This is a genomic window from Neobacillus sp. 204, from assembly GCF_046562815.1.
Classification (GTDB): Bacteria; Bacillota; Bacilli; order Bacillales; family Cytobacillaceae; genus Neobacillus.
Map to the genome: position 1 here is coordinate 41,994 of NZ_JBJORY010000001.1, position 19,727 is coordinate 61,720.

Below are 19,727 nucleotides of genomic sequence, written 5' to 3' on the forward strand. Positions count from 1 at the left end.
TGTGGTAAGAGGAAAAGGGGGAATGGCAAATGAATGTGGAAGGCCGTAATTCACTGGAATATGCTATCAGTGAAATCACCGAAATCGCTACCGGGTTTGGTTTGGATTTTTACCCCATGCGCTACGAAATCTGTCCTGCTGAAATAATTTATACATTTGGGGCATATGGTATGCCAACCCGATTTTCACATTGGAGCTTTGGAAAGCAATTTCACAAAATGAAACTCCATTATGATTTAGGTCTTAGTAAAATCTATGAATTAGTTATCAATTCAAACCCATGTTATGCCTTTTTGCTTGACTCTAACACCCTTATTCAAAATAAATTAATTGTTGCCCATGTTTTAGCACACTGTGACTTCTTTAAAAACAATGTTCGTTTTCAGAACACTAAACGGGATATGGTAGAAAGTATGGCAGCTACGGCTGAAAGAATCCATCAATATGAAATTCAATACGGGAAAAAAGAGGTAGAAACCTTCCTTGACGCGGTATTGGCCATTGATGAACATATTGACCCCTCACTGATGAGACCAAAGCTATCTTGGTCCATTGGGGATGACGAGGAAGATGATGACCAAGAAGTTCAAGCTGTAACGCCATACGATGATCTATGGGGATTAGACGAAAAGGATAAAAAGGAAACGAATCACCCACGAAAAAGAAAATTTCCTCCAAAGCCAGAGAAGGATTTATTATTATTTATTGAAACCTACAGCAGAGAGTTAACTGATTGGCAACGAGATATCTTGACAATGATGCGGGAGGAAATGCTGTACTTCTGGCCGCAGCTTGAAACAAAAATCATGAATGAAGGCTGGGCTTCTTATTGGCATCAAAGGATATTAAGGGAAATGGATTTAACAAGTGGTGAAGCAATCGAATTTGCAAAATTAAATGCTGGAGTGGTGCAGCCTTCCAAAACGGGCATCAATCCATATTACTTAGGCATAAAGATTTTTGAGGACATTGAAGAGCGGTACAATAATCCAACAGAGGAGATGAAGCAAAGAGGAGTAGTACCAGGGTCTGGTCGAGAAAAAATATTTGAAGTTCGTGAAGTGGAGTCTGATATTTCCTTCTTGCGGAACTATCTAAATAAGGACCTAGTCATGCGTGAAGATATGTATCTTTTTCAGAAACAAGGCAGGGACTACAAAATTGTTGATAAACAATGGGAACAGGTACGTGATCAACTTGTTAATATGCGCGTAAATGGGGGATTCCCATACATTACAGTCAATGATGGCGATTATTTAAAAAATGGTGAACTTTATTTAAAACACTGGTATGAAGGCGTAGAACTCGATGTTAAGTATCTAGAAAAAGTTCTTCCTTACATCCAGCAAATTTGGGGTAGACCTGTCCATATTGAATCGATGATCGAAGAAAGAAAAATGTTGTTCTCCTATGATGGTAAAGGGGTACATCGTAAATATTTGTAATTCCTTTAGGCTATCTTGTACTATCAAGATAGCCTATATTTTATTTCTCTCGCAAAAAGGTGAGAGGAAATCATTTCATGAATGTCTTGGGCGATGAAGTGAACACTATGCTAAAAAGGGGATAAATACGATGAAACAGACGCTCAGCCCAAATGTTCTTTCTGTGTTAGAAGACAAAATCAAATTAATTAAAACACAAAAGGGAGCGATATACTTAGTCGGTCCGATTCGACTACCAGTTAATTTATATGGAGAAACAGTCGTTTTCCAATGGTACTGTTGGCTGAATTGCGATGAGGTTACGGAAGACTTTGAAAGAATTATTGAAAAATTATCTTCGGTAAACCTAGCAGAGTTTCAACAATCCAGCGTGTTAGTATATGGGGACTTTGAATATGCTGATGATGCCATTATAAGATTTCATTCGATTTGCCATACAGGTGATATATTTGGAAGTAAGCGGTGTGATTGTGGTTACCAATTAAAACAGTCAATGAAGATGATTTCAGATCATGGCACAGGAGCATTGTTTTATTTAGCTAACCATGAAGGAAGAGGAATTGGTTTATTTAGTAAGGCAATGGCATATGTTCTTCAAGAAAACGGTTATGACACGGTCGAAGCAAATGAAGGCCTTGGCTTTGTTGATGATTCTCGAAATTATGGAGATGCGATTTTAGTTCTTAAAGCATTACGATCAAAACCTGTAACACTTATGACAAACAACCCGAAAAAATTAGAAGCCTTAAAAAACTCTGGTTTAGAGGTCTCAAGAAGACAACCATTGTGGGGAGATGTATCTGAGTATAATGAAAAATACCTTCAGACAAAAATAAGACGTTCGGGTCATTTAAAAGATAAGGAGACTTGTCCAAATGACTAACCATGAATTCTATATGGAATTAGCATTAAATAATGCCAAAGCCATGAAAGGCCAAACAGACCCCAATCCACTTGTTGGAGCAGTAATTGTGAATGATAACCGAGTAGTTGGAATTGGTGCTCATTTAAAAGTGGGAGAGCCGCATGCTGAAATTCATGCTTTAAGAATGGCAGGTGAAGCAGCAAAGGGTGGTACTATCTATGTCACATTAGAACCATGTTCCCATTATGGCAGGACAGGCCCTTGTGCTGTCGCCATCGTTGAGGCTGGAATTAAAACAGTTGTTATTGCGACACTTGATCCAAATCCTGTCGTCTCAGGTAATGGTGTCAAAATACTAAAAGATGCTGGAATCGAAGTGATCACTGGAGTGCTTCAAGAGGAATCGCAAAAGATGAATGAAGTTTTCAATAAATTCATTGTCGAGAGAAAGCCTTTTGTCACTTTAAAATCAGGAGTAACATTAGATGGAAAAATTGCCACTTATGCATCAAATAGTAAGTGGATCACTTCGGCAGAATCAAGGACCGATGTCCATCATCTTCGGAATGAGAATATGGCTATCCTCGTCGGAGTTAATACGGTAATTAAAGATAATCCTGAATTAACAACAAGAATTCCTAATGGGCGAAATCCGATTCGAGTAATTCTGGATTCTACTTTAAAGATTCCGTTAGAATCAAAAGTTGTCACCGATAACCTAGCAGAAACGTGGATTTTTACAAGCAAGAATTATGATAGGGACAAGGAAAAAACATTAACGTCTTTAGGGTTAAAAGTTTTTGTCACCAATGGATTAGAAAAAGTAGATCCAAAGGAAGTTGTCCAAATATTAGGTGAGAACTTGGTTTCTTCTGTATTAATTGAAGGAGGAGGGACCATTAATGCCTCTTTTCTAGAAAATAAATGTATTGATAAAGTCATCCTATATTTTGCACCAAAATTAATTGGTGGAAAGGATGCACCTACTTTCCTGGAAGGGACAGGAATAGAGAAAATGGCTGATGCAGTGGATTTAGTAGATACATCGATCATAAAAATTGGAAAAGATTATAAATTTATTGGCTACCCAAGTTATACAAAAGAGGGAATTATGTGATGAGATTTGGTTTTGATATTGATGATACATTGATAAATCTACGAGAGCATGCCTTTAATATATATAATCAGAAGTTGAACCAGAATGTTCCAATTGAGGTTTTTCAAAATTTAAAACGAGTGGAAATACATGAACCTTTTGGATTAACGGATATACAAGGAAAAGAAATGTGGAATAGTTCATTAGAAGAAATATATTATACATCATGTCCAGCTTATCCAAGCGCCGTGGAAGTGTTACAACAATTAGAGAAGAAGGGGCACGAAATTTATTATATAACAGCAAGACCGAAAGAACATGGTGAGCGGACGAAGGTATGGTTAATAAAAAATGGCTTTCCTGTTCATGATGAGAGATTCTATTACGGAATGCAGGACCATGAAAAAGTAGAAATCATTAAAAAATTACATCTCGATTATTACTTTGATGATAAACCAGAAATATTAAATACATTGCTAGACGAATCTATAAACATTTTTCTTCGGGATCAATCTTATAATCGACATACAAATTTCCCACGAATCGTAAATTGGAGTGACCTTGAGGAAATTATTAATGAGAAAGTGAAATAAAGCGAGAATAAAAGGGTGGCAGCTATTTGAATAGCTGCCTTCTTTCCTTATAAGCAAACTAGTTGATCTTTATGTATTCAGCAGGTTCAATCTTATTTTTATTGGTCACATACACTCTTGGAACGCGCTTCCCAATTAAACAGACCACTTCATAATGGATGGTACCCATCTTCCCTGCAATCTGATCGACTGATTGAAAAGAGGAATTGCTGTGACCAAAAATAGTTACTTCATCACCAACAGAGCAGTTGCTAATATCAGTTACATCTATCATTGTTTGATCCATACAAACTCGTCCAGTGATATTTGCTAGGTTGCCATGTACCAGTACTTTTCCTTGATTCGATAAAAGCCGGGAGAGCCCGTCAGCATATCCAAGTGGAAGAGTAGCGATCATACTTTCTCTTTCCGGCTTCCAAGTCCATCCGTAGCTGATTGCCTGCGTGGCAGCTACTTTTTTTATGGCTGCAATTTTCGTTTTAAAGGTCATTGCCTGCTTTAGCTGGATCATATGCTTTTTTAACGAAGAATCTGGATACAAACCATATAAGGCAACTCCAATTCGAACCATATCAAGATGCATATCCGGAAATTTCATTGCTGCTGCACTGTTACAGCAATGCTTTATAGGTATATAAATACCATGGTTCTCCAAATATTCCACGATTGATTGGAATTGATTATACTGTGAATAGGTAAGATGGGTATTTTCGTTATCAGCGTTCGCGAAATGAGTAAATACCCCTTCAAGATAGACATGTAGTGAATTAGTAGCTTTTTGTGCAAGTATTCGCGCATCTTTATGGGAAGAAACACCAATTCTAGACATACCGGTATCAATTTTTAAATGAATAGAAGCTGTTTTGCTTAAGATATTCGATTGGAGGATGACTTCATCCAATACTTCATGTTCAAAGACTGTTAGAGTTATATTCTCTAAAATAGCGGCCTTAACTGAACGTGTCGGAGTATACCCGAGAACGAGAATGGGGTGAGTGATCCCTGACACTCTAAGAGCGATAGCCTCATCTAAAATGGCGACTGCTAAATAATCTGCACCAGCTTCAATGGTTGATTTTGCAATTTCAGTTGCTCCGTGTCCGTATCCATCAGCTTTGACTACAGCCATGATTTTGACGTTAAGGGAGATAAACTGTCTGAATTGATGATAATTTTCTTTAATATGATTTAGTGAAATTTCTGCCCATGTATCGCGGTAACTTAATTGATTCATATGAACATCCCCCATCATCAAAAATCCCCTCAAGAGATTTCTTGAGGGGAAAGAATAGCTATTAAATAGCTGAAAGCTCTTTTTCTAATGCCTTTTCTACTGTTACATAATCATATCCAAGATCTTTTGCTACTGCTTCATATGTGATTTCTCCGTTGGCAACGTTAACGCCAAGATGTAAAGCAGCATTTTCAGAAATGGCTTTGAAAACCCCTTTATTAGCGATTTGCAATGCATATGGAACCGTAACATTTGTAAGTGCAAGAGTTGAAGTTCTAGGAACAGCACCAGGCATATTTGCAACAGAATAGTGGACAACACCATGTTTGATAAATGTTGGATTGTCATGTGTTGTCACATGATCGATGGTTTCAACAATTCCACCTTGGTCAATCGCAACATCAACGATTACAGATCCAGGTTTCATCGATTTAACCATTTCTTCTGTAACTAGCTTAGGTGCCTTTGCACCCGGGATTAAAACCGCACCGATTAGAAGATCAGCTTCTGCTACCGCTTCAGCAATATTGAAAGGATTAGAAATTAATGTTTTGATTTGATTTCCAAAAATATCATCCAACTGACGAAGGCGGTCCGCACTTAAGTCAATAATTGTCACGTCAGCGCCTAAACCGAGGGCCATTTTCGCTGCATTAGTTCCTACAATACCACCACCGACAATTGTAACTTTCCCGCGGTTTACCCCTGGTACACCTGCGAGTAGGATTCCCTGGCCGCCGTTATTTTTCTGTAAGAACTGTGCTCCGATTTGAGCAGCCATACGTCCTGCTACTTCACTCATTGGTGTAAGAAGTGGTAGAGTTCGGTTTGCTGATACTGTTTCATAAGCAACAGCGATGACGCCTGACTCTTTAAGAGCTTGTGCCAATGCTGGCTCAGCAGCAAGGTGTAAATAAGTAAACAAGATTAAACCTTGACGGAAGTACTTATATTCAATTGAAAGCGGCTCTTTTACTTTCATAATCATATCCGCTCTAGTCCATACTTGTTCAGCACTATCGATAATCTCAGCACCAGCTTTAGCATAATCTTCGTTAGTGAAACCGCTTCCAATTCCTGCATCTTTTTCCATTAATACTATGTGGCCGGCATTTAGGAATGAGACAACACCTGCAGGAGTTAGAGCTACACGATTTTCATTATTTTTAATTTCTTTAGGTACACCAATAAACATATTGATATTTCCTCCTCTAGTTACATGTAAGTGTTTTGCTATGGCTAAAGTATAGAATGTTTCCTAGAGAATTTCTTTGTTCAAAAAAGAGAAAGATTTTCACTCTTTTTGGGGATTTTCACAAAACGTTCAAATCCCCTGATATTTTTCGAGCTTTAAATCTAAGTAGAGGATCATTTTTTGATTAGGATCCTTGAAATTAACATCCCCAATTTCCATGATACGTTTAAGCCGATAATTTAAAGTATTAGCATGGACATTAAGTTCCTTGGCTGCATCATTTATGTTGTTATCTTTATTTAAGAAAACCTCTAATGTTTCGATTAAATTACTGTTGTGTTTTTGGTCATATTCATGAAGTCGTTTCAATGAATAATTCTCATATGCTTCTGTTTGTCTTTTTTCTAAAATCAAATCTAAAATTTGATATATCCCCAGCTTTTGATAATTAAAAATATCCTTAGTCTCAAAAGGGAATTTTTCTTTAATTGATAAAACATCCAATGTTTCCTTATAGGCTTTGTTTGTTTGTAAATAGTCCTCATAAATGCTGCTATATCCTGGTTTAATCTCCTTAATTCCATATCTTTCATTCATTTGAAGAACAAAGAATTTTACAAATTGATCAAGTTCATTAAAAGGGTTCTCGATTTTAGTGGTGGATACCAATAGAATGAGTTGATTGCAATCTATTGTGTAAAGAATAATTTTAATCCGTTGATTTGTTTTCAATAAATATGAGATGGATTGCTCTACTTTGTTTGTGATATTTTCTTGGAATTGGAATACAAGAACCGCATAAGACGTTGGCGGTGTTAATTGTAGGGAATGGAAATGGTCGAAAATCTCCTCTTTTACTTTTAAATGACCTGTTAAAAGCTTCCAAAAGAATTCTTGTGAGCGTTCATCTTTTTTGTTCTTTCTCGTCTGAAGTTGTAATAATTTATTTTTTGCGGAATCAGCCGCTTTTTTTAAAAGAATGAAATCTTCATCAGTTAAGGATTTATCAATTTCTATCGCCCAAATAAATCCAATCACTTCATCTTGCTTCCAAATTGAAATAGCGACTCTATTGTTAAGACCAATGTCATTCATGTTTTTCACACGGATCGGCTCTTGGGTCTTAAGTAAAGCAGGAATCGTTCCTTCTTTCCATAATTGATTAATGACCTTTTCCGGCACCCTCCGTCCAATAATGGTAGAAATTCGCGCTGGATCTGTCCGTTCATCATGTGTACTATAGGCAAGCAGGCGGTGGTTTGCATCCTCAATGGTAATAGGGCACATTAGTACCTGACTAATAAGGTCGGCAAATTCATCTAAGCTTTCAAAGGCAGTCTTAAATGGATCATGTAGTCTAGTATTCAAAATGATTACCCCCGATTAATTTATAATGAAATATGGAAGTCATATTAAGTTCTTAAAATGCCTTTGTTTAATTTTACAAAAAATATTTGATAATTTCATGTATTTTTACAAAATAATTAATTCGCAATAATGTTAAAATGATTTCGAGTAATCCTAAAAGAGTAAATATTTTAATAATTATCTTTTTTGAAAGCGTTGCCATATAGGTATAAGGAGGTAAATGTAATAAAAAGCTTAAAAGTGGAGAATAACATTGCTATAGTAATAAAGTAAAGAAATTATTTCAATGGGATGAGAGAAATTCTAAAGTTTATTCATAAAGGGGGATTTATATGAGTAAAAACACTCAAAGTAAAGAGCTTCACCGTGGATTAGAAGAAAGGCATATCACCTTGATGTCTTTAGGGGCAGCCATCGGGGTGGGACTATTTCTTGGTTCTGCAACAGCAATAAAAATGGCGGGACCAGGAATATTGGTTGGATATGCGGTTGCCGGATTAATTATGTTTTTTATTATGCGTGCACTTGGAGAAATGGCGATTCAAAAACCAGTAGCAGGTTCTTTTAGTAAATATGCACGTGATTATTTAGGACCACTTGCTGGATACATTACAGGCTGGAATTATTGGTTTTTATGGGTCGTGACCTGTATGGCTGAGATTACAGCTGTAGGAATTTACATGGAGTATTGGTATCCAGATGTTCCACGTTGGATCTGGGCACTCTCTGCACTAGTCATAATGGCCACAGTCAATTTTCTAGCAGTCAAAGCATATGGAGAATTAGAATTTTGGTTTGCTTTAATTAAAATTGTTACGATTATTGCAATGATCGCTATCGGTGTTGGAATGATTATCTTTGGAATTGGCAACGGCGGTATTGCGACAGGGATTAAAAATTTATGGGAACACGGCGGTATTTTCCCTAATGGGATTAAAGGGGTTTTATTATCCTTGCAAATGGTAATGTTTGCTTATCTTGGAATTGAAATGATTGGGGTTACAGCAGGTGAGGTTAAAAACCCTGAAAAATCTCTTGCAAGAGCAATTGATTCTGTTTTCTGGCGTATTCTTATTTTTTACGTAGGTGCTTTATTCGTAATTATGTCTATTTATCCATGGGAAGAAATTGGTACAAAAGGTAGCCCATTCGTTCTTACCTTTGAACAAATCGGGATCCCAGGAGCAGCAGGTATCATTAACTTCGTCGTACTTACAGCAGCACTGTCATCATGTAATAGTGGGATTTTTAGTACGGCACGGATGTTATTTAACCTAGCCCAGCATGATGAGGCGCCAAAGAATTTCGCAAAAGTAACTAAAAATGGGGTTCCAGGTGTAGCAGTTGTCGCTTCTGCAGGTGCCTTATTGATTGGTGTTATCTTAAATTATATTGTTCCTGCAAAAGTATTTACGTGGGTGACGAGTATTGCAACCTTTGGAGCAATCTGGACTTGGGGAGTCATTCTTTTATCACAAATTCGCTATCGTAAAACTTTAAAGCCGACTGAAGCGCAAGGTCTAAAGTATAAAATGCCACTTTTCCCTTTTACTTCTTATCTTTCATTAGCTTTTTTAGCATTTGTGATTGGGATAATGGCTTATAATCCGGATACGAGAATTGCATTAGTAATTGGACCATTATTCTTAGTCTTCTTGGTTGCGGTTTATTATGCTAAAGGATTTCATAAACGAAACACAAACCAGGATAATGTGGAAGAACGAGTTAGTTAAATAATTATCATGAGACAAGCAAAAGCAGTGGGGTCTCCCACTGCTTTTTTTGATGTGAATTAATTTGCTGAATTACATGTTACCTCTGCCGTGTGCTTTTTTGAAGGCCAAAAAGCCCATTGCCGAGTAAGACGGGTCGTACGATGAAGGTATCTAATAAAACTCCGATGGCTGTGTAATGACAATTGGAATGATAATGTTGCTATCCTGATTGGTTGTCTGTTCGGTATCGTATTGTTCAGCTGTTAGACAAAAGAACAATCCCGATGGATGATTGGAATTGCTACTATTTCACATACTAACACTATAATTAAAAGAGGGATTGGTGTTGGTCTTGAATAAAATTATTACCCTGTTCACAGCAGTAGTTATAACCATTTTTCTATCTAGTGTTGATGCAAATGCAGAAACAGTGGCAAGTTTGTCTGAACAAAATACGATGTCCGTTCTTTGGTTTCAAAAAGCTGGAGAAGCAAAAGGATTATACTATCAAGGCTATAACATAGGAAGAATGAGATTGGACGAGATCATGAGTAAAAAAAGAGGAAAGAATGCTTTAAAGCCGGCAATTGTCCTTGATATCGATGAAACTATATTAAATAACAGCCCTCACCAGGCGTGGTATGTAGTGGCAGGAAGAAGAATTCCTTTTAATTGGAGTAGTTGGTTCAAACGGGCTGAAGCAAAACCACTTCCGGGAGCAATAGAATTTTTGCAGTATGCAAAATCTTTAGGTGTGGAGATTTATTATATTTCCAACCGACACCAATCACAAAAAGATGCAACTTTGAAGAATTTACAGAGTGTGGGTGCACCTCAAGCAGATTCTGATCACGTGTTATTATTGCAACCTGGTGAAATTGGGAAAGAAACACGCCGCCGCCTAGTGGCGAGGACACACGAAATTGTCTTATTATTTGGTGATAACCTTGGGGATTTCAACGGATTTGATGTATTATCATTGTCAGTGAGAAATCAAACGGTGGATAAGTACAGGGAAGAGTTCGGTAAAAAACTGATTCTTTTTCCAAATCCAATGTATGGAGATTGGGAAGGGGCTATTTATAATTATAATAGCAAGTTACCAGATGAAGAAAAAAGTAAACTTAGAATGAAATTTTTAGAAACGTACCATTAGAAAAAAAGACGCCAAAATAGGCGTCTTTTGTCTAACCTGTAAATGCAAAAAATAAAAACTAAAAGTGCCGTTTAACTCCTAACGTTTTTAAGGATATTAATTGCAAAGACAATGATACCTAATACCATTAATGTGCCACCAGTTGCTACTGCGGGTGCAGCACTTTTCGTCCCTGTTACTAAAAAACAAAGTCCAATCATCATAATGGGAAGAGAAATGTTATGAAGCCAAAAGTGAACCTTTGCGAGTGTTGTTTCTGCAGCACTTGGGAAACCAACATAGATGAGACCAGCGACAGCCATAGTCAGCCAACCTAACAAATTAATATGGGCATGGACCGATGTGAAGTCGAAGCTTTCTGTCATTGACATATACATACCCATGCAAACCCCAATGACAAAATACACCACAGAAATTTTTATCAATTTTACTGCCATTTTTCAGCCTCCCTTTTTTACTGAAAAGTTGTGACTACAGTACTAGATATGTAGGAATATTCCGAAAAAGAACCTAATTTCATGAGGACAAAATATGAATTTCATATAGGAAAAAAGGCTGCCTAGTTGGCAGCCTTTCAAAAGTGACTTAAAAAAACGCTTTAATCCCAACTAAGACAAGCCCAATAAGGAATCCACAAACAGCACCATTCACTCGGATCCATTGCAGGTCTTTTCCAACGTTTGTTTCAACCATTTTAATAAGAGTTTTATCATCTAGTTTTTCTAAATTTTCTTTAACAAGAATGCCTATTTTCGAATGATTTTTATCAACTAAATTTGAAATGTGGTTCTTAATCCAAGCATCAATAGAAAGCACTTTTTCTGGATTTGATTTGATTTGATCTATGCCATTTTTAATGATTGGGAGGAGATACTCATCATAAAAGTTTGGTTTATCAATAAAATCATTAGCTTTTTGTTCAATCTGACTTAATAATCCAACAATTTGTTCTTGTAATTCCCATTTTTCAATAAGCTGCGTTTTAAAATTATTCAGTTCATCATAGACCTTTTGATCATTTTTTAACGATTGTAGTTTATTATCAATATGAATCATTAATGTTTGTCGGTTTTGATTTAGTGGGTCTTGGAAGCTAGCTACCCCTTTTAAAATAAGGCTTTGGATAATACTGCCCAATTTATCTTCGTTAACCAGGTTACTAAATGATTTTAATGCAAATTGCATAAAACCATCGGCTTTGATATTTTCCACCGCATCGATAGCCAACCCACCGAGTTTATATTTTGTACTTTCCTTCCTTGCCCATTCATCAATCTCTTTAAGGACATATTCTAGTGCTTTTTCATCATATTCTCTAATCGTAACCTGATCAATAAGCAGGGGGAGAAAATTCTTACTATCAATTTCGTGGATTCGAGATTTGATTTCTTCTTCTAGCAGGGGAGAGAATCTTTTCATATCAAATATTTTTATCAAATGTTTAGACATCATTATGAAATTCTTTTGTACTGCTGGTGAAGGTAATTCATTATCAACTATCTCAAATATTTTTTCAGTAAAATTAATAGTATCAATTTTCTTACGAATGCTCTCTTTTGTCAGCCAATCATTTTCTAACATTGAAATTATACCGGCAATGATTCTATGACGATTTTTTGGAAGGAGAGCTGTATGTGGTATAGGAATACCAAGTGGATGCCGGAATAATGCTGTGACGGCAAACCAGTCGGCTAATCCTCCAACCAGACCTGCTTCAAATCCCCCTTGCAGGATTATTCCCCAGACTGAATCTTTTATTGGAATAGTTGCTAGAAAGCCGATTCCCATCACAGCAAGAAAAATCGTTGCTAAATGCTGTGTTTTTTTATTCTTACGTTTTACCATCTTTGAAACCCCTCATTTTTGAGAAATATTATTGTCTATTGCTATTATCTCAATTTTAATAAAAAAAAAGCAAAAATAATTACTTAAATATGGATTATTTGCTAAATCTAAGGTCTAGTAGTAAAAAACAAGGTTGATAAATTTCTGAAGTGGAAAACACCCCTCAACTATGAGAGGTGTTTTCCACTTTCTTTTTCTGAGGTTTAATATGCGTGATTAAACCATCAAGGTCGGTAATATAAAATTGTATTTTAGGTTCTTCCTTTAGGTATTTCTCCTGTCCTAACTGAAAATAATTTACTTTATGATGAGGGTCAAATTTTAACATTGGGTATTCCTTATGCTCTTTTACAAATAAGTCAACTGCCCTTTGAACTAAATCCATTTCCACTGGAATATGCTTCTCACTTTCCTCAAATAGATCATAGGTTTCTTTAGACATATAGAACATTTTGGGTGGAATTCCACCAAGAAATGGAGCAAGTTGCTTAAAGTCAATGCTATTGTCTTTCTGAACAAGAATCGTCCGATAGACACCCTTAGGTAGATTGTCAGAAAACTCTCTGATTGCCTTTCGAATTTCTTCGATGGAAACATTAATAATGGGGAAATTTTTCTCAGTATTTTGTCCTGTTTTTAACGAATTTTTTATAGACTTATCTTTGTTCATAGATCCTTTAAAATACTTTTGATTCATCGAATAAACAGTTATTGCGCCAATTCCAATCCCAATAAAAACTAAAACAGTAAAAATAACTGATTGGTATTTCATCGTGCCTAATGAAATTGGCAGACCAAATAAAATAAGAACACCCAAAAATATTCAACTCCCTCCATATTATTATGTTAACCGGTGACAAATATTAACCATTGTTAGATACACCTGGATGGCGAAAAAATACAAAATGCTAGCCAGAAATGTTTCAAAAAAATTAACTTTTTGAAACCCTCTAATATTTTTTTCGTCTAATCAAATGTTGTAAAATAAACAAGGTTTTTAAATTAGAAAATTAGGGAGAGTTGGAAATGAAAAAGTTCTTGTTAGTAGTATCAGCGATTATGATGGCATTTGGTCTTACTGCTTGTTCAAGCAATAATGAAGGAAAAACAGATAAGAAGGAAGCAAAAGAAGAGGCTGCTACGAAAGTGGATATTAAAAAGGAATTAGTTAGATTTTATATGGATCTTGGAAATAAAATCAACGCAAAAGATGCTGATTTAAATTCATATGTTGCAATGGCAACGAAAGAAGATGCTAAACCAGAAGAATTACCAACTGCTGAAGATCGGGCAAAAGCAAGTGAATCGGCAGCGGCGGTTGCTTCTGAGCTAAATAATTATCAAATTCCTGCATCATTAAAAGACAAAAAAGCTGACCTTGAAGCGGCAATTAAGGATTTTGCAGCTTCATACCAAGCTAAAGCCGAAGAATTAAAAAAAGATACACCTAATTTTGATGCTGCAACAGCAACCTTCACTCAAGGGGAAGAAAAACTTGGGAAAGTATTTGAAAGTGAAAAATTACTTCCGCCAAGCGTGGATAAACAAGTAAACTAACCTAATCTTTCAAACTTTCATCAGATTCAGCAGCCAAATCATGCAGTTAAAAAACAAGCCAGAGAAACCATACTGGCTTGTTTTTTTTGCTTTTTAAAAGGAATTAATTTACCGCTAAGCTTGAAGGTTCATGGTATTTGACCATTATTTCTTCCAGGCGGTCATCTATAGTTAAGGATGTTTCGGTATCTTCAAAGAACCAAATATCATTAACTTCAACAAAGAAGGTAATTCCATTAATTTCATTAGAATATCCAGCATGAACAGGTGCTTCGGCTGAAAAAGCAAGGCTGAAACCTTTATGCTTTGTTCCAAAACCGGCGTATTGAGGAAACATCCGAATGCAAAATGGTTTGTGAAATTCAAATTCTTTTGTGAACCATGTGGCAGCTCTTTCGTCGATAGAAATGAACATCTTAATGCACCAACCTTTTCCTATTAGGTATTCATTCATAAAGGAAAGAAATGGAGTGATCTTCGATAGTAGAAAAATAATGTCAGTTTTCCATTTCTCTATATTAAAAGGTTATAATTTTTAATCGGTTTTGCATGTGACTTAATTCACGAAGTATTAATGATTTATTAAAATGTTCATTTTTATTTCTTAAAACGTTCACTTGTGTGCAATGAATCACAACTTATTTCTCAAAAAAAGTTTTAATAACTAATAAAAGTAACTTTTATGGAGGAATATATGGATAAAGATTGGACAAAGGATTTAGAGCATGATGAATACGAACTAAATATTGACATGATAATGGCTGATGCACTTCAAGCAGTGGAAGAAACGAAGGCGGGCTGCTATGTAAATCTTGTGACAGCATCTGCGTTCGGAAACCCTACTACTTATTTACAGCCGTTAATAGAGGCCTTGTACGGTGATAAAGTAAAAATTAAATTTATTGATCAGTGTGGATGTGGGGGATATGTATTAAGGGTTTGGAAATATTAACTAATTTTACTCCGAGCAAGTGTTACTGATATTGTAACATATATATAGGGAAAATGATGATAAGATAAGAGCAAAGAAGGGGGTTTTTACAATGGTGCAAGAATTCGATAAGCTAACAGATAATGTTAATGATATAAAAGGTTTATTCCGTACATTAAATGAAACATTAGAAAGTATAGAAAAGCGACTTTCCCGTCTTGAAAAAATGGATAGCATTGAACATAGGGTGGAAGTAAATCAAATTGATCTTTCTGATATAAAAGAATCGCTTCAGCGGATTGAAGAGACACACCATAGCGAAGTACTGCATATCAATCGACGTCTTGATTCTCATTTAGTAAAAATCGCTAAAATTGAAGAAGAATTGCTTATTTTTAAATCTAAATAATCATTTTTTATCAAGAAAGTAAGAAGATCAGATTACTAGCAATCTGATCTCCTTGTTTTTATAGAGAAAACGCTTACAACTCTTTGAATAGTGCTTTAAGTCCAAGGTAAAGCAAGACTAAAGAAAATACTAAAATTGCAAGTGCGCCGACAACATGGAAAAATGATGACAGGCCAGCTAGAAATGAAATGCTTGGCATATGAACTAAAGCGAAGCCTGCTAAGATACAAGCCAAAAATAAATTTGCTAAACGATCCATATTCTTCCCCTCCTTTGAAATTAGAGTATGCTTAAAAGAGGTTGTTTGATTGGTCAAAAGTACTATGATGTCTAATAAAAAAACCAGACCGGAAAAAATCCGTCTGGTTTAGAATCGTTTTAAGAAAGCACTTCTGAATTGGATATTGAAACTTGTTGACTGACTGCCTCTTCATTATTGCTATTTTTTGTTACCTCGATATATTTAATATGATGCTCTTCCATATCGAGAATTTTGAAGGAATATGTTTCATGAAGGAGAATATCGCCTTCTTTTGCTTCGTAATTTTCGGTTAAAATCCAACCGCCTATCGTATCCACATCTTCGTCGTCAATTTCGACACCTAAAAGATCATTAACCTCACTAACTAAAACTTTAGAGTCGATAATATAATGGTTTTCTTTAATTTTTCGAATCTCTGGAATCTCATCCATATCGAATTCGTCACGAATTTCTCCAACAATCTCTTCAAGGATATCTTCAACCGTAACAAGTCCCGAAGTACCGCCATATTCATCCATTAATATAGCCATATGAACACGGTCTTTTTGCATTTTTACTAATAAGTCATGAATTGGAATTGTTTCTATTACTCTAATAATTGGTCGAGTATAGTTTTCTAGAGTCCGTTCTGCAAGTTTTTCATTACCAATTAAATCAGTCATTACTTCTTTTATATTGATAAGACCAATAATATGATCCTTATCCCCATCAATGATCGGATACCGAGTAAATTTTTCTTCACGTAATACCTGAAGAAAAGTCTCTAATGTATCATCTTTTGATAACGAAACGATTTCCGTTCTTGGCACCATAACTTCTTTAGCAATACGGTTATCAAATTCAAAAATTTTATTTACATACTTAAACTCTGATTGGTTAATTTCACCACTTTTGTAGCTTTCAGAAAGGATAATTCGAAGCTCTTCTTCTGTATGGGCAATTTCGTTTTCAGAAACAGGCTTAAGCCCAAAGAATTTAGTTGTAATTCGTGCTGAACCATTAAGCAGCCAAATAACAGGGAACATAACCTTGTAAAAAAGAACAAGCGGACGTGACATCACTAATGTAATCCATTCTGCCTTCTGAATGGCCAATGTTTTTGGAGCAAGTTCACCAACAACTACATGTAAAAAGGTAATTGCTACAAATGAAAAGCCTACAGATAATACTTGGTTAAAGCTCTCGGGAATGTTTAATTCTTCAAACAGCGGATGGAGCAACTTTTCAAAAGTCGATTCACCGAGCCAGCCTAAACCAAGGGCAGTTATCGTTATTCCCAATTGACAGGCAGAAAGATATTCATCCAGATTAGAAATCACTCTTTTAGCAGTTACAGCACTCGAATTTCCTTCTTCAATTAACTGATCAATTCTGGAGCTTCTGACTCGGATAATAGCAAATTCTGAAGCAACAAAAAAAGCAGTTAACGCAATTAAAATGGCTATAATAACCAAGTTAAATATGTCCAAATAAGTTCCCTTATCCTGTTTTAGACAGGTAAGGAGTCACCTCCCAGTTTGATAAAAAAATTAACTTATATTGCCTTGAATTTTTTTTCTTGTTTTCTGCTAATCTCGTCTAATGGTCATTTTACCACCTCGACAATTTTTTAAATTAACAATAATTATAAAGAATTTGAACTATACAGTCAAACGTTCTGGTTAGTATATTAGTTGATAACTATATTTTATGGGAAAACATAGTGAATATGAACAATAAAGACGAAATATTACAAAAATTAACTTTAATAAAGGCTCTTTTCGTAGACTTTGTTGATTTTGGAGCTTATTAATGGTCAATTACTAAGTTTCTGGGCAATTTTCGCAAATGTTCTTACGAAAAGATGCCACGAAGCATATAATTATAAGGGTTGAAGAACTTGTACGAAAAACAACAATCTATGCGAAAATATCCTTAATAAAAGCAGCTCCTATTTTGGAGCCGCTTCTACATCTAATTTTTCGTCTGTTTTTGCTCTACTTACTTCAATATACAAGATATGGTGACCTTCAATCTCATTAATTTGAAATACAAATCCGTCGTTTTCGATGGTATCCCCTTTATGTACATCAAACTTTTGTGTTAAAAACCAACCGCCAATTGTATCGACATCTTCCTCATTCAGAGTTGTGCCGAGGAGATCGTTTACTTCACTGATCAGAACTTTACCATCTAATATATAATGACCATCTGCTTTTTTCTGAATAAGAGGGATCTCATCCAAGTCAAATTCATCCCGTATTTCACCAACAATTTCTTCAAGAATATCTTCAACCGTGACAATTCCTGCTGTCCCGCCATATTCATCAGATAAAACGGCCATATGGGAACGGTTTTTTTGCAGTTTGACCAGAAGTTCCTGAATTGGGATAGTTTCAATGACATGTATGGCTGGCTTTAGATAGGGAAGAAGCGGTTGGTCGCCAGTACATTTTTGCTGGATGCAATCTGTTAAAACCTCTTTAATATTAATAACCCCTAAAATATTGTCTTTGTCCCCATCAATTAAGGGATATCTTGTGTATTTTTCTTCCTTTACTCTTTCAATTATTTCGTCCATAGAGGCATCTTTGGAAAGAGTTACAAGTTCAGTTCTTGGAACCATAATTTCTTTTGCAATCCGATTATCAAATTCAAATATTCGGTTCATATATCGATATTCGGATTGATTTATTTCTCCACTTTCATAGCTTTGTGAAAGAATTAACCTCAATTCTTCTTCTGAAAGGACGATATCATGCTCGGATGCCGGTTTTACGCCGAATAGACCAGTAACAAACCGTGCAGACCGATTTAGAATCCAAATAAAAGGGTACATCAGTTTATAAAACAAAATAAGCGGACGAGCAAAAAACAAGAGAATCTCTTCTGATTTTTGAATTGCAATCGTTTTCGGTGATAATTCACCAATGACAACATGGAAAAAAGTTATGACAATGAAAGCAAAGATAAACGAAATAATGTGTTTAAGTGATAAGGGTATTTGAATCAGGTTAAATACAGGGTTGAGCAGTTCGCGAATAGTGGGCTCACCAAGCCAGCCTAAAACTAAGGAGATTATTGTAATCCCAACCTGTGTAGCGGATAAATAGCCGTCCAAATTAGAAATTACCTTCTTAGCAGCTTCTGCTCTTGGATTTCCCTCGGATAGTAATTGATCAATTCTCGTGGTTCGTACCTTTACCATCGCAAATTCTGAAGCGACAAATAGGGCAGTAAAGGCTATTAGGATAACAATAATAACTACATTCATCCAAATCATCTATCACCTTACAAGAGGTAAGGCATGCCACCTCACTTACGTTGGTCTCTATACATTATTTCAAAAAAAAAATCTATTAGCAAATCGACCTAAAAAATGCTGCCCAAATGGCAGCATTTATAGGAACTAGGTGGTAAGGGGTGTGGTAATATACGGAACTCGATTATTCCAGTCTCGGGCAAGCATGCTATAAATAAAGAGGTCATGAAAGCGTCCATATAATTGTTCGCCTTCCCTAATAATCCCTTCCTTATTAAAACTTAGTCTTTCAGGTATAGCACGGCTTTTTTTGTTTTTGACACCACAGCGAATTTCAACACGATTTAATCCTAATTGGAAAAAGGCGTAGTTTAGTAAGGCATGAACTGATCTTGTTATGATGCCATGACCTTCTGCCTTCTTTGAGAGATAATAACCGATACTTGCCATTCGGTTGTGCCAATCTATTTGATGTAACCCAATTGAGCCGACAAGCTCGCCTTTATAGAGTATCCCCACGTTCATTCCACTATTTTCTGCAAATTGGTTTAGCCAAATCGGTATAATGGATTCAAACTGATGGAGAGAATTCATGCTATCCACCCAGGGCATCCATTCCCGCAGATGTTTGCGGTTCTCTTCAACTAATTTATATAGTCTTAAGGCATGATGCTGCTGAAATAACTGGAGTTCAATTTCATTATCCACTTTTAATGTAAACATTGGTCTAATCTCCCGATAAAAATTTTTAGTTCATCATATGCATAATAGGTTCTTAGCGGGATGATTAAATAAGGCTTTTTTCTAAAGGTGTG

General features: G+C 35.8%; 20 protein-coding genes. 9 read left to right on the forward strand and 11 right to left on the reverse strand.

Features of this window, described 5'->3' with window-relative positions; genetic code table 11:
• Window positions 1-29 precede the first annotated feature (29 nt).
• From ACJ004_RS00215 to ACJ004_RS00230, 4 genes are all read left to right on the forward strand, one after another.
• Entirely contained in the window at window positions 30-1,445 is a 1,416-nt protein-coding gene (locus ACJ004_RS00215) for a SpoVR family protein (RefSeq protein ID WP_410890419.1), read from the forward strand.
• A gap of 130 nt (window positions 1,446-1,575) precedes the next feature.
• Window positions 1,576-2,328 carry a GTP cyclohydrolase II gene (locus ACJ004_RS00220; protein WP_410890420.1) on the forward strand — a complete coding sequence of 251 codons (753 nt, stop codon included), beginning with the start codon at window positions 1,576-1,578 and terminating at the stop codon, window positions 2,326-2,328.
• Window positions 2,321-3,427 (forward strand): bifunctional diaminohydroxyphosphoribosylaminopyrimidine deaminase/5-amino-6-(5-phosphoribosylamino)uracil reductase RibD, encoded by a 1,107-nt coding sequence (gene ribD, locus ACJ004_RS00225; RefSeq protein ID WP_410890421.1) that lies wholly within the window; start codon window positions 2,321-2,323, stop codon window positions 3,425-3,427. Before ACJ004_RS00220 ends, ribD begins: the two co-directional genes overlap by 8 nt.
• A complete protein-coding gene (locus tag ACJ004_RS00230) occupies window positions 3,427-3,999 on the forward strand; it encodes a 5' nucleotidase, NT5C type (RefSeq protein ID WP_410890422.1) in 573 nt (190 codons plus the stop codon). The genes ribD and ACJ004_RS00230 overlap by 1 nt, the downstream gene beginning before the upstream one ends.
• A 58-nt stretch (window positions 4,000-4,057) precedes the next feature.
• Here ACJ004_RS00230 and alr read toward each other — a convergent pair whose 3' ends face one another.
• The 3 genes from alr to ACJ004_RS00245 all read right to left on the reverse strand — a co-directional run bounded on the left by alr (window position 4,058) and on the right by ACJ004_RS00245 (window position 7,796).
• On the reverse strand, window positions 4,058-5,233 hold the full coding sequence (gene alr, locus ACJ004_RS00235; protein ID WP_410890424.1) for an alanine racemase: 1,176 nt from the start codon (window positions 5,231-5,233) through the stop codon (window positions 4,058-4,060).
• Window positions 5,234-5,294: 61 nt separating this feature from the next.
• Entirely contained in the window at window positions 5,295-6,428 is a 1,134-nt protein-coding gene (ald, locus tag ACJ004_RS00240; RefSeq protein WP_410890426.1) for an alanine dehydrogenase, read from the reverse strand.
• 129 nt (window positions 6,429-6,557) lie between these two features.
• Window positions 6,558-7,796, reverse strand: coding sequence for a PucR family transcriptional regulator (locus tag ACJ004_RS00245; RefSeq protein ID WP_410890428.1), 1,239 nt, complete (start codon window positions 7,794-7,796; stop codon window positions 6,558-6,560).
• A gap of 332 nt (window positions 7,797-8,128) precedes the next feature.
• Here ACJ004_RS00245 and alaP point away from each other — a divergent pair, with 332 nt between their 5' ends.
• Both alaP and ACJ004_RS00255 read left to right on the forward strand, forming a co-directional pair.
• Window positions 8,129-9,529, forward strand: coding sequence for an alanine permease AlaP (alaP, locus tag ACJ004_RS00250; protein ID WP_410890430.1), 1,401 nt, complete (start codon window positions 8,129-8,131; stop codon window positions 9,527-9,529).
• A gap of 334 nt (window positions 9,530-9,863) precedes the next feature.
• Complete coding sequence (locus ACJ004_RS00255; protein WP_410890431.1) at window positions 9,864-10,667, forward strand: 5'-nucleotidase, lipoprotein e(P4) family; 804 nt, start codon at window positions 9,864-9,866, stop codon at window positions 10,665-10,667.
• A 71-nt stretch (window positions 10,668-10,738) separates the two neighbouring features.
• Here ACJ004_RS00255 and ACJ004_RS00260 read toward each other — a convergent pair whose 3' ends face one another.
• From ACJ004_RS00260 to ACJ004_RS00270, 3 genes are all read right to left on the reverse strand, one after another.
• Window positions 10,739-11,104, reverse strand: coding sequence for a cytochrome-c oxidase (locus ACJ004_RS00260; protein ID WP_410890432.1), 366 nt, complete (start codon window positions 11,102-11,104; stop codon window positions 10,739-10,741).
• Between the two features lie 148 nt (window positions 11,105-11,252).
• Window positions 11,253-12,512, reverse strand: coding sequence for a DUF445 domain-containing protein (locus ACJ004_RS00265; protein ID WP_410890434.1), 1,260 nt, complete (start codon window positions 12,510-12,512; stop codon window positions 11,253-11,255).
• Between the two features lie 163 nt (window positions 12,513-12,675).
• Complete coding sequence (locus tag ACJ004_RS00270) at window positions 12,676-13,329, reverse strand: DUF3939 domain-containing protein (protein WP_410890436.1); 654 nt, start codon at window positions 13,327-13,329, stop codon at window positions 12,676-12,678.
• A gap of 209 nt (window positions 13,330-13,538) precedes the next feature.
• Between ACJ004_RS00270 and ACJ004_RS00275 the strand changes: the two genes are divergently transcribed.
• Window positions 13,539-14,069: a YgdI/YgdR family lipoprotein gene (locus tag ACJ004_RS00275; RefSeq protein ID WP_410890438.1), complete on the forward strand. Its 531-nt coding sequence runs from the start codon at window positions 13,539-13,541 to the stop codon at window positions 14,067-14,069.
• 103 nt (window positions 14,070-14,172) lie between these two features.
• On the opposite strand, the gene ACJ004_RS00280 is transcribed toward ACJ004_RS00275, so the two are convergent.
• Window positions 14,173-14,484: a HesB/YadR/YfhF family protein gene (locus ACJ004_RS00280; protein WP_410890440.1), complete on the reverse strand. Its 312-nt coding sequence runs from the start codon at window positions 14,482-14,484 to the stop codon at window positions 14,173-14,175.
• Window positions 14,485-14,763: 279 nt separating this feature from the next.
• Between ACJ004_RS00280 and ACJ004_RS00285 the strand changes: the two genes are divergently transcribed.
• Window positions 14,764-15,021: a CGCGG family putative rSAM-modified RiPP protein gene (locus tag ACJ004_RS00285; protein ID WP_410890442.1), complete on the forward strand. Its 258-nt coding sequence runs from the start codon at window positions 14,764-14,766 to the stop codon at window positions 15,019-15,021.
• 91 nt (window positions 15,022-15,112) lie between these two features.
• Entirely contained in the window at window positions 15,113-15,409 is a 297-nt protein-coding gene (locus tag ACJ004_RS00290; protein ID WP_410890444.1) for a hypothetical protein, read from the forward strand.
• Window positions 15,410-15,482: 73 nt separating this feature from the next.
• On the opposite strand, the gene ACJ004_RS00295 is transcribed toward ACJ004_RS00290, so the two are convergent.
• From ACJ004_RS00295 to ACJ004_RS00310, 4 genes are all read right to left on the reverse strand, one after another.
• Window positions 15,483-15,668, reverse strand: a complete 186-nt coding sequence (locus tag ACJ004_RS00295; protein ID WP_410890446.1) for a hypothetical protein — start codon at window positions 15,666-15,668, stop codon at window positions 15,483-15,485.
• Between the two features lie 119 nt (window positions 15,669-15,787).
• Window positions 15,788-17,140, reverse strand: coding sequence for a hemolysin family protein (locus ACJ004_RS00300; protein WP_410890448.1), 1,353 nt, complete (start codon window positions 17,138-17,140; stop codon window positions 15,788-15,790).
• A gap of 461 nt (window positions 17,141-17,601) precedes the next feature.
• Window positions 17,602-18,933 (reverse strand): hemolysin family protein, encoded by a 1,332-nt coding sequence (locus ACJ004_RS00305; protein WP_410890450.1) that lies wholly within the window; start codon window positions 18,931-18,933, stop codon window positions 17,602-17,604.
• A 126-nt stretch (window positions 18,934-19,059) separates the two neighbouring features.
• Window positions 19,060-19,635 (reverse strand): GNAT family N-acetyltransferase, encoded by a 576-nt coding sequence (locus tag ACJ004_RS00310; protein ID WP_410890452.1) that lies wholly within the window; start codon window positions 19,633-19,635, stop codon window positions 19,060-19,062.
• Window positions 19,636-19,727 lie beyond the last annotated feature (92 nt).

Coding starts and splice junctions, on each gene's coding strand:
- ACJ004_RS00215 (WP_410890419.1), top strand. CDS start 30: ATGAATGTGGAAGGCCGTAATTCACTGGAATATGCTATCAGTGAAATC.
- ACJ004_RS00220 (WP_410890420.1), top strand. CDS start 1,576: ATGAAACAGACGCTCAGCCCAAATGTTCTTTCTGTGTTAGAAGACAAA.
- ribD (WP_410890421.1), top strand. CDS start 2,321: ATGACTAACCATGAATTCTATATGGAATTAGCATTAAATAATGCCAAA.
- ACJ004_RS00230 (WP_410890422.1), top strand. CDS start 3,427: ATGAGATTTGGTTTTGATATTGATGATACATTGATAAATCTACGAGAG.
- alr (WP_410890424.1), bottom strand. CDS start 5,233: ATGAATCAATTAAGTTACCGCGATACATGGGCAGAAATTTCACTAAAT.
- ald (WP_410890426.1), bottom strand. CDS start 6,428: ATGTTTATTGGTGTACCTAAAGAAATTAAAAATAATGAAAATCGTGTA.
- alaP (WP_410890430.1), top strand. CDS start 8,129: ATGAGTAAAAACACTCAAAGTAAAGAGCTTCACCGTGGATTAGAAGAA.
- ACJ004_RS00260 (WP_410890432.1), bottom strand. CDS start 11,104: ATGGCAGTAAAATTGATAAAAATTTCTGTGGTGTATTTTGTCATTGGG.
- ACJ004_RS00265 (WP_410890434.1), bottom strand. CDS start 12,512: ATGGTAAAACGTAAGAATAAAAAAACACAGCATTTAGCAACGATTTTT.
- ACJ004_RS00275 (WP_410890438.1), top strand. CDS start 13,539: ATGAAAAAGTTCTTGTTAGTAGTATCAGCGATTATGATGGCATTTGGT.
- ACJ004_RS00280 (WP_410890440.1), bottom strand. CDS start 14,484: ATGTTCATTTCTATCGACGAAAGAGCTGCCACATGGTTCACAAAAGAA.
- ACJ004_RS00285 (WP_410890442.1), top strand. CDS start 14,764: ATGGATAAAGATTGGACAAAGGATTTAGAGCATGATGAATACGAACTA.
- ACJ004_RS00290 (WP_410890444.1), top strand. CDS start 15,113: ATGGTGCAAGAATTCGATAAGCTAACAGATAATGTTAATGATATAAAA.
- ACJ004_RS00295 (WP_410890446.1), bottom strand. CDS start 15,668: ATGGATCGTTTAGCAAATTTATTTTTGGCTTGTATCTTAGCAGGCTTC.
- ACJ004_RS00305 (WP_410890450.1), bottom strand. CDS start 18,933: ATGATTTGGATGAATGTAGTTATTATTGTTATCCTAATAGCCTTTACT.
- ACJ004_RS00310 (WP_410890452.1), bottom strand. CDS start 19,635: ATGTTTACATTAAAAGTGGATAATGAAATTGAACTCCAGTTATTTCAG.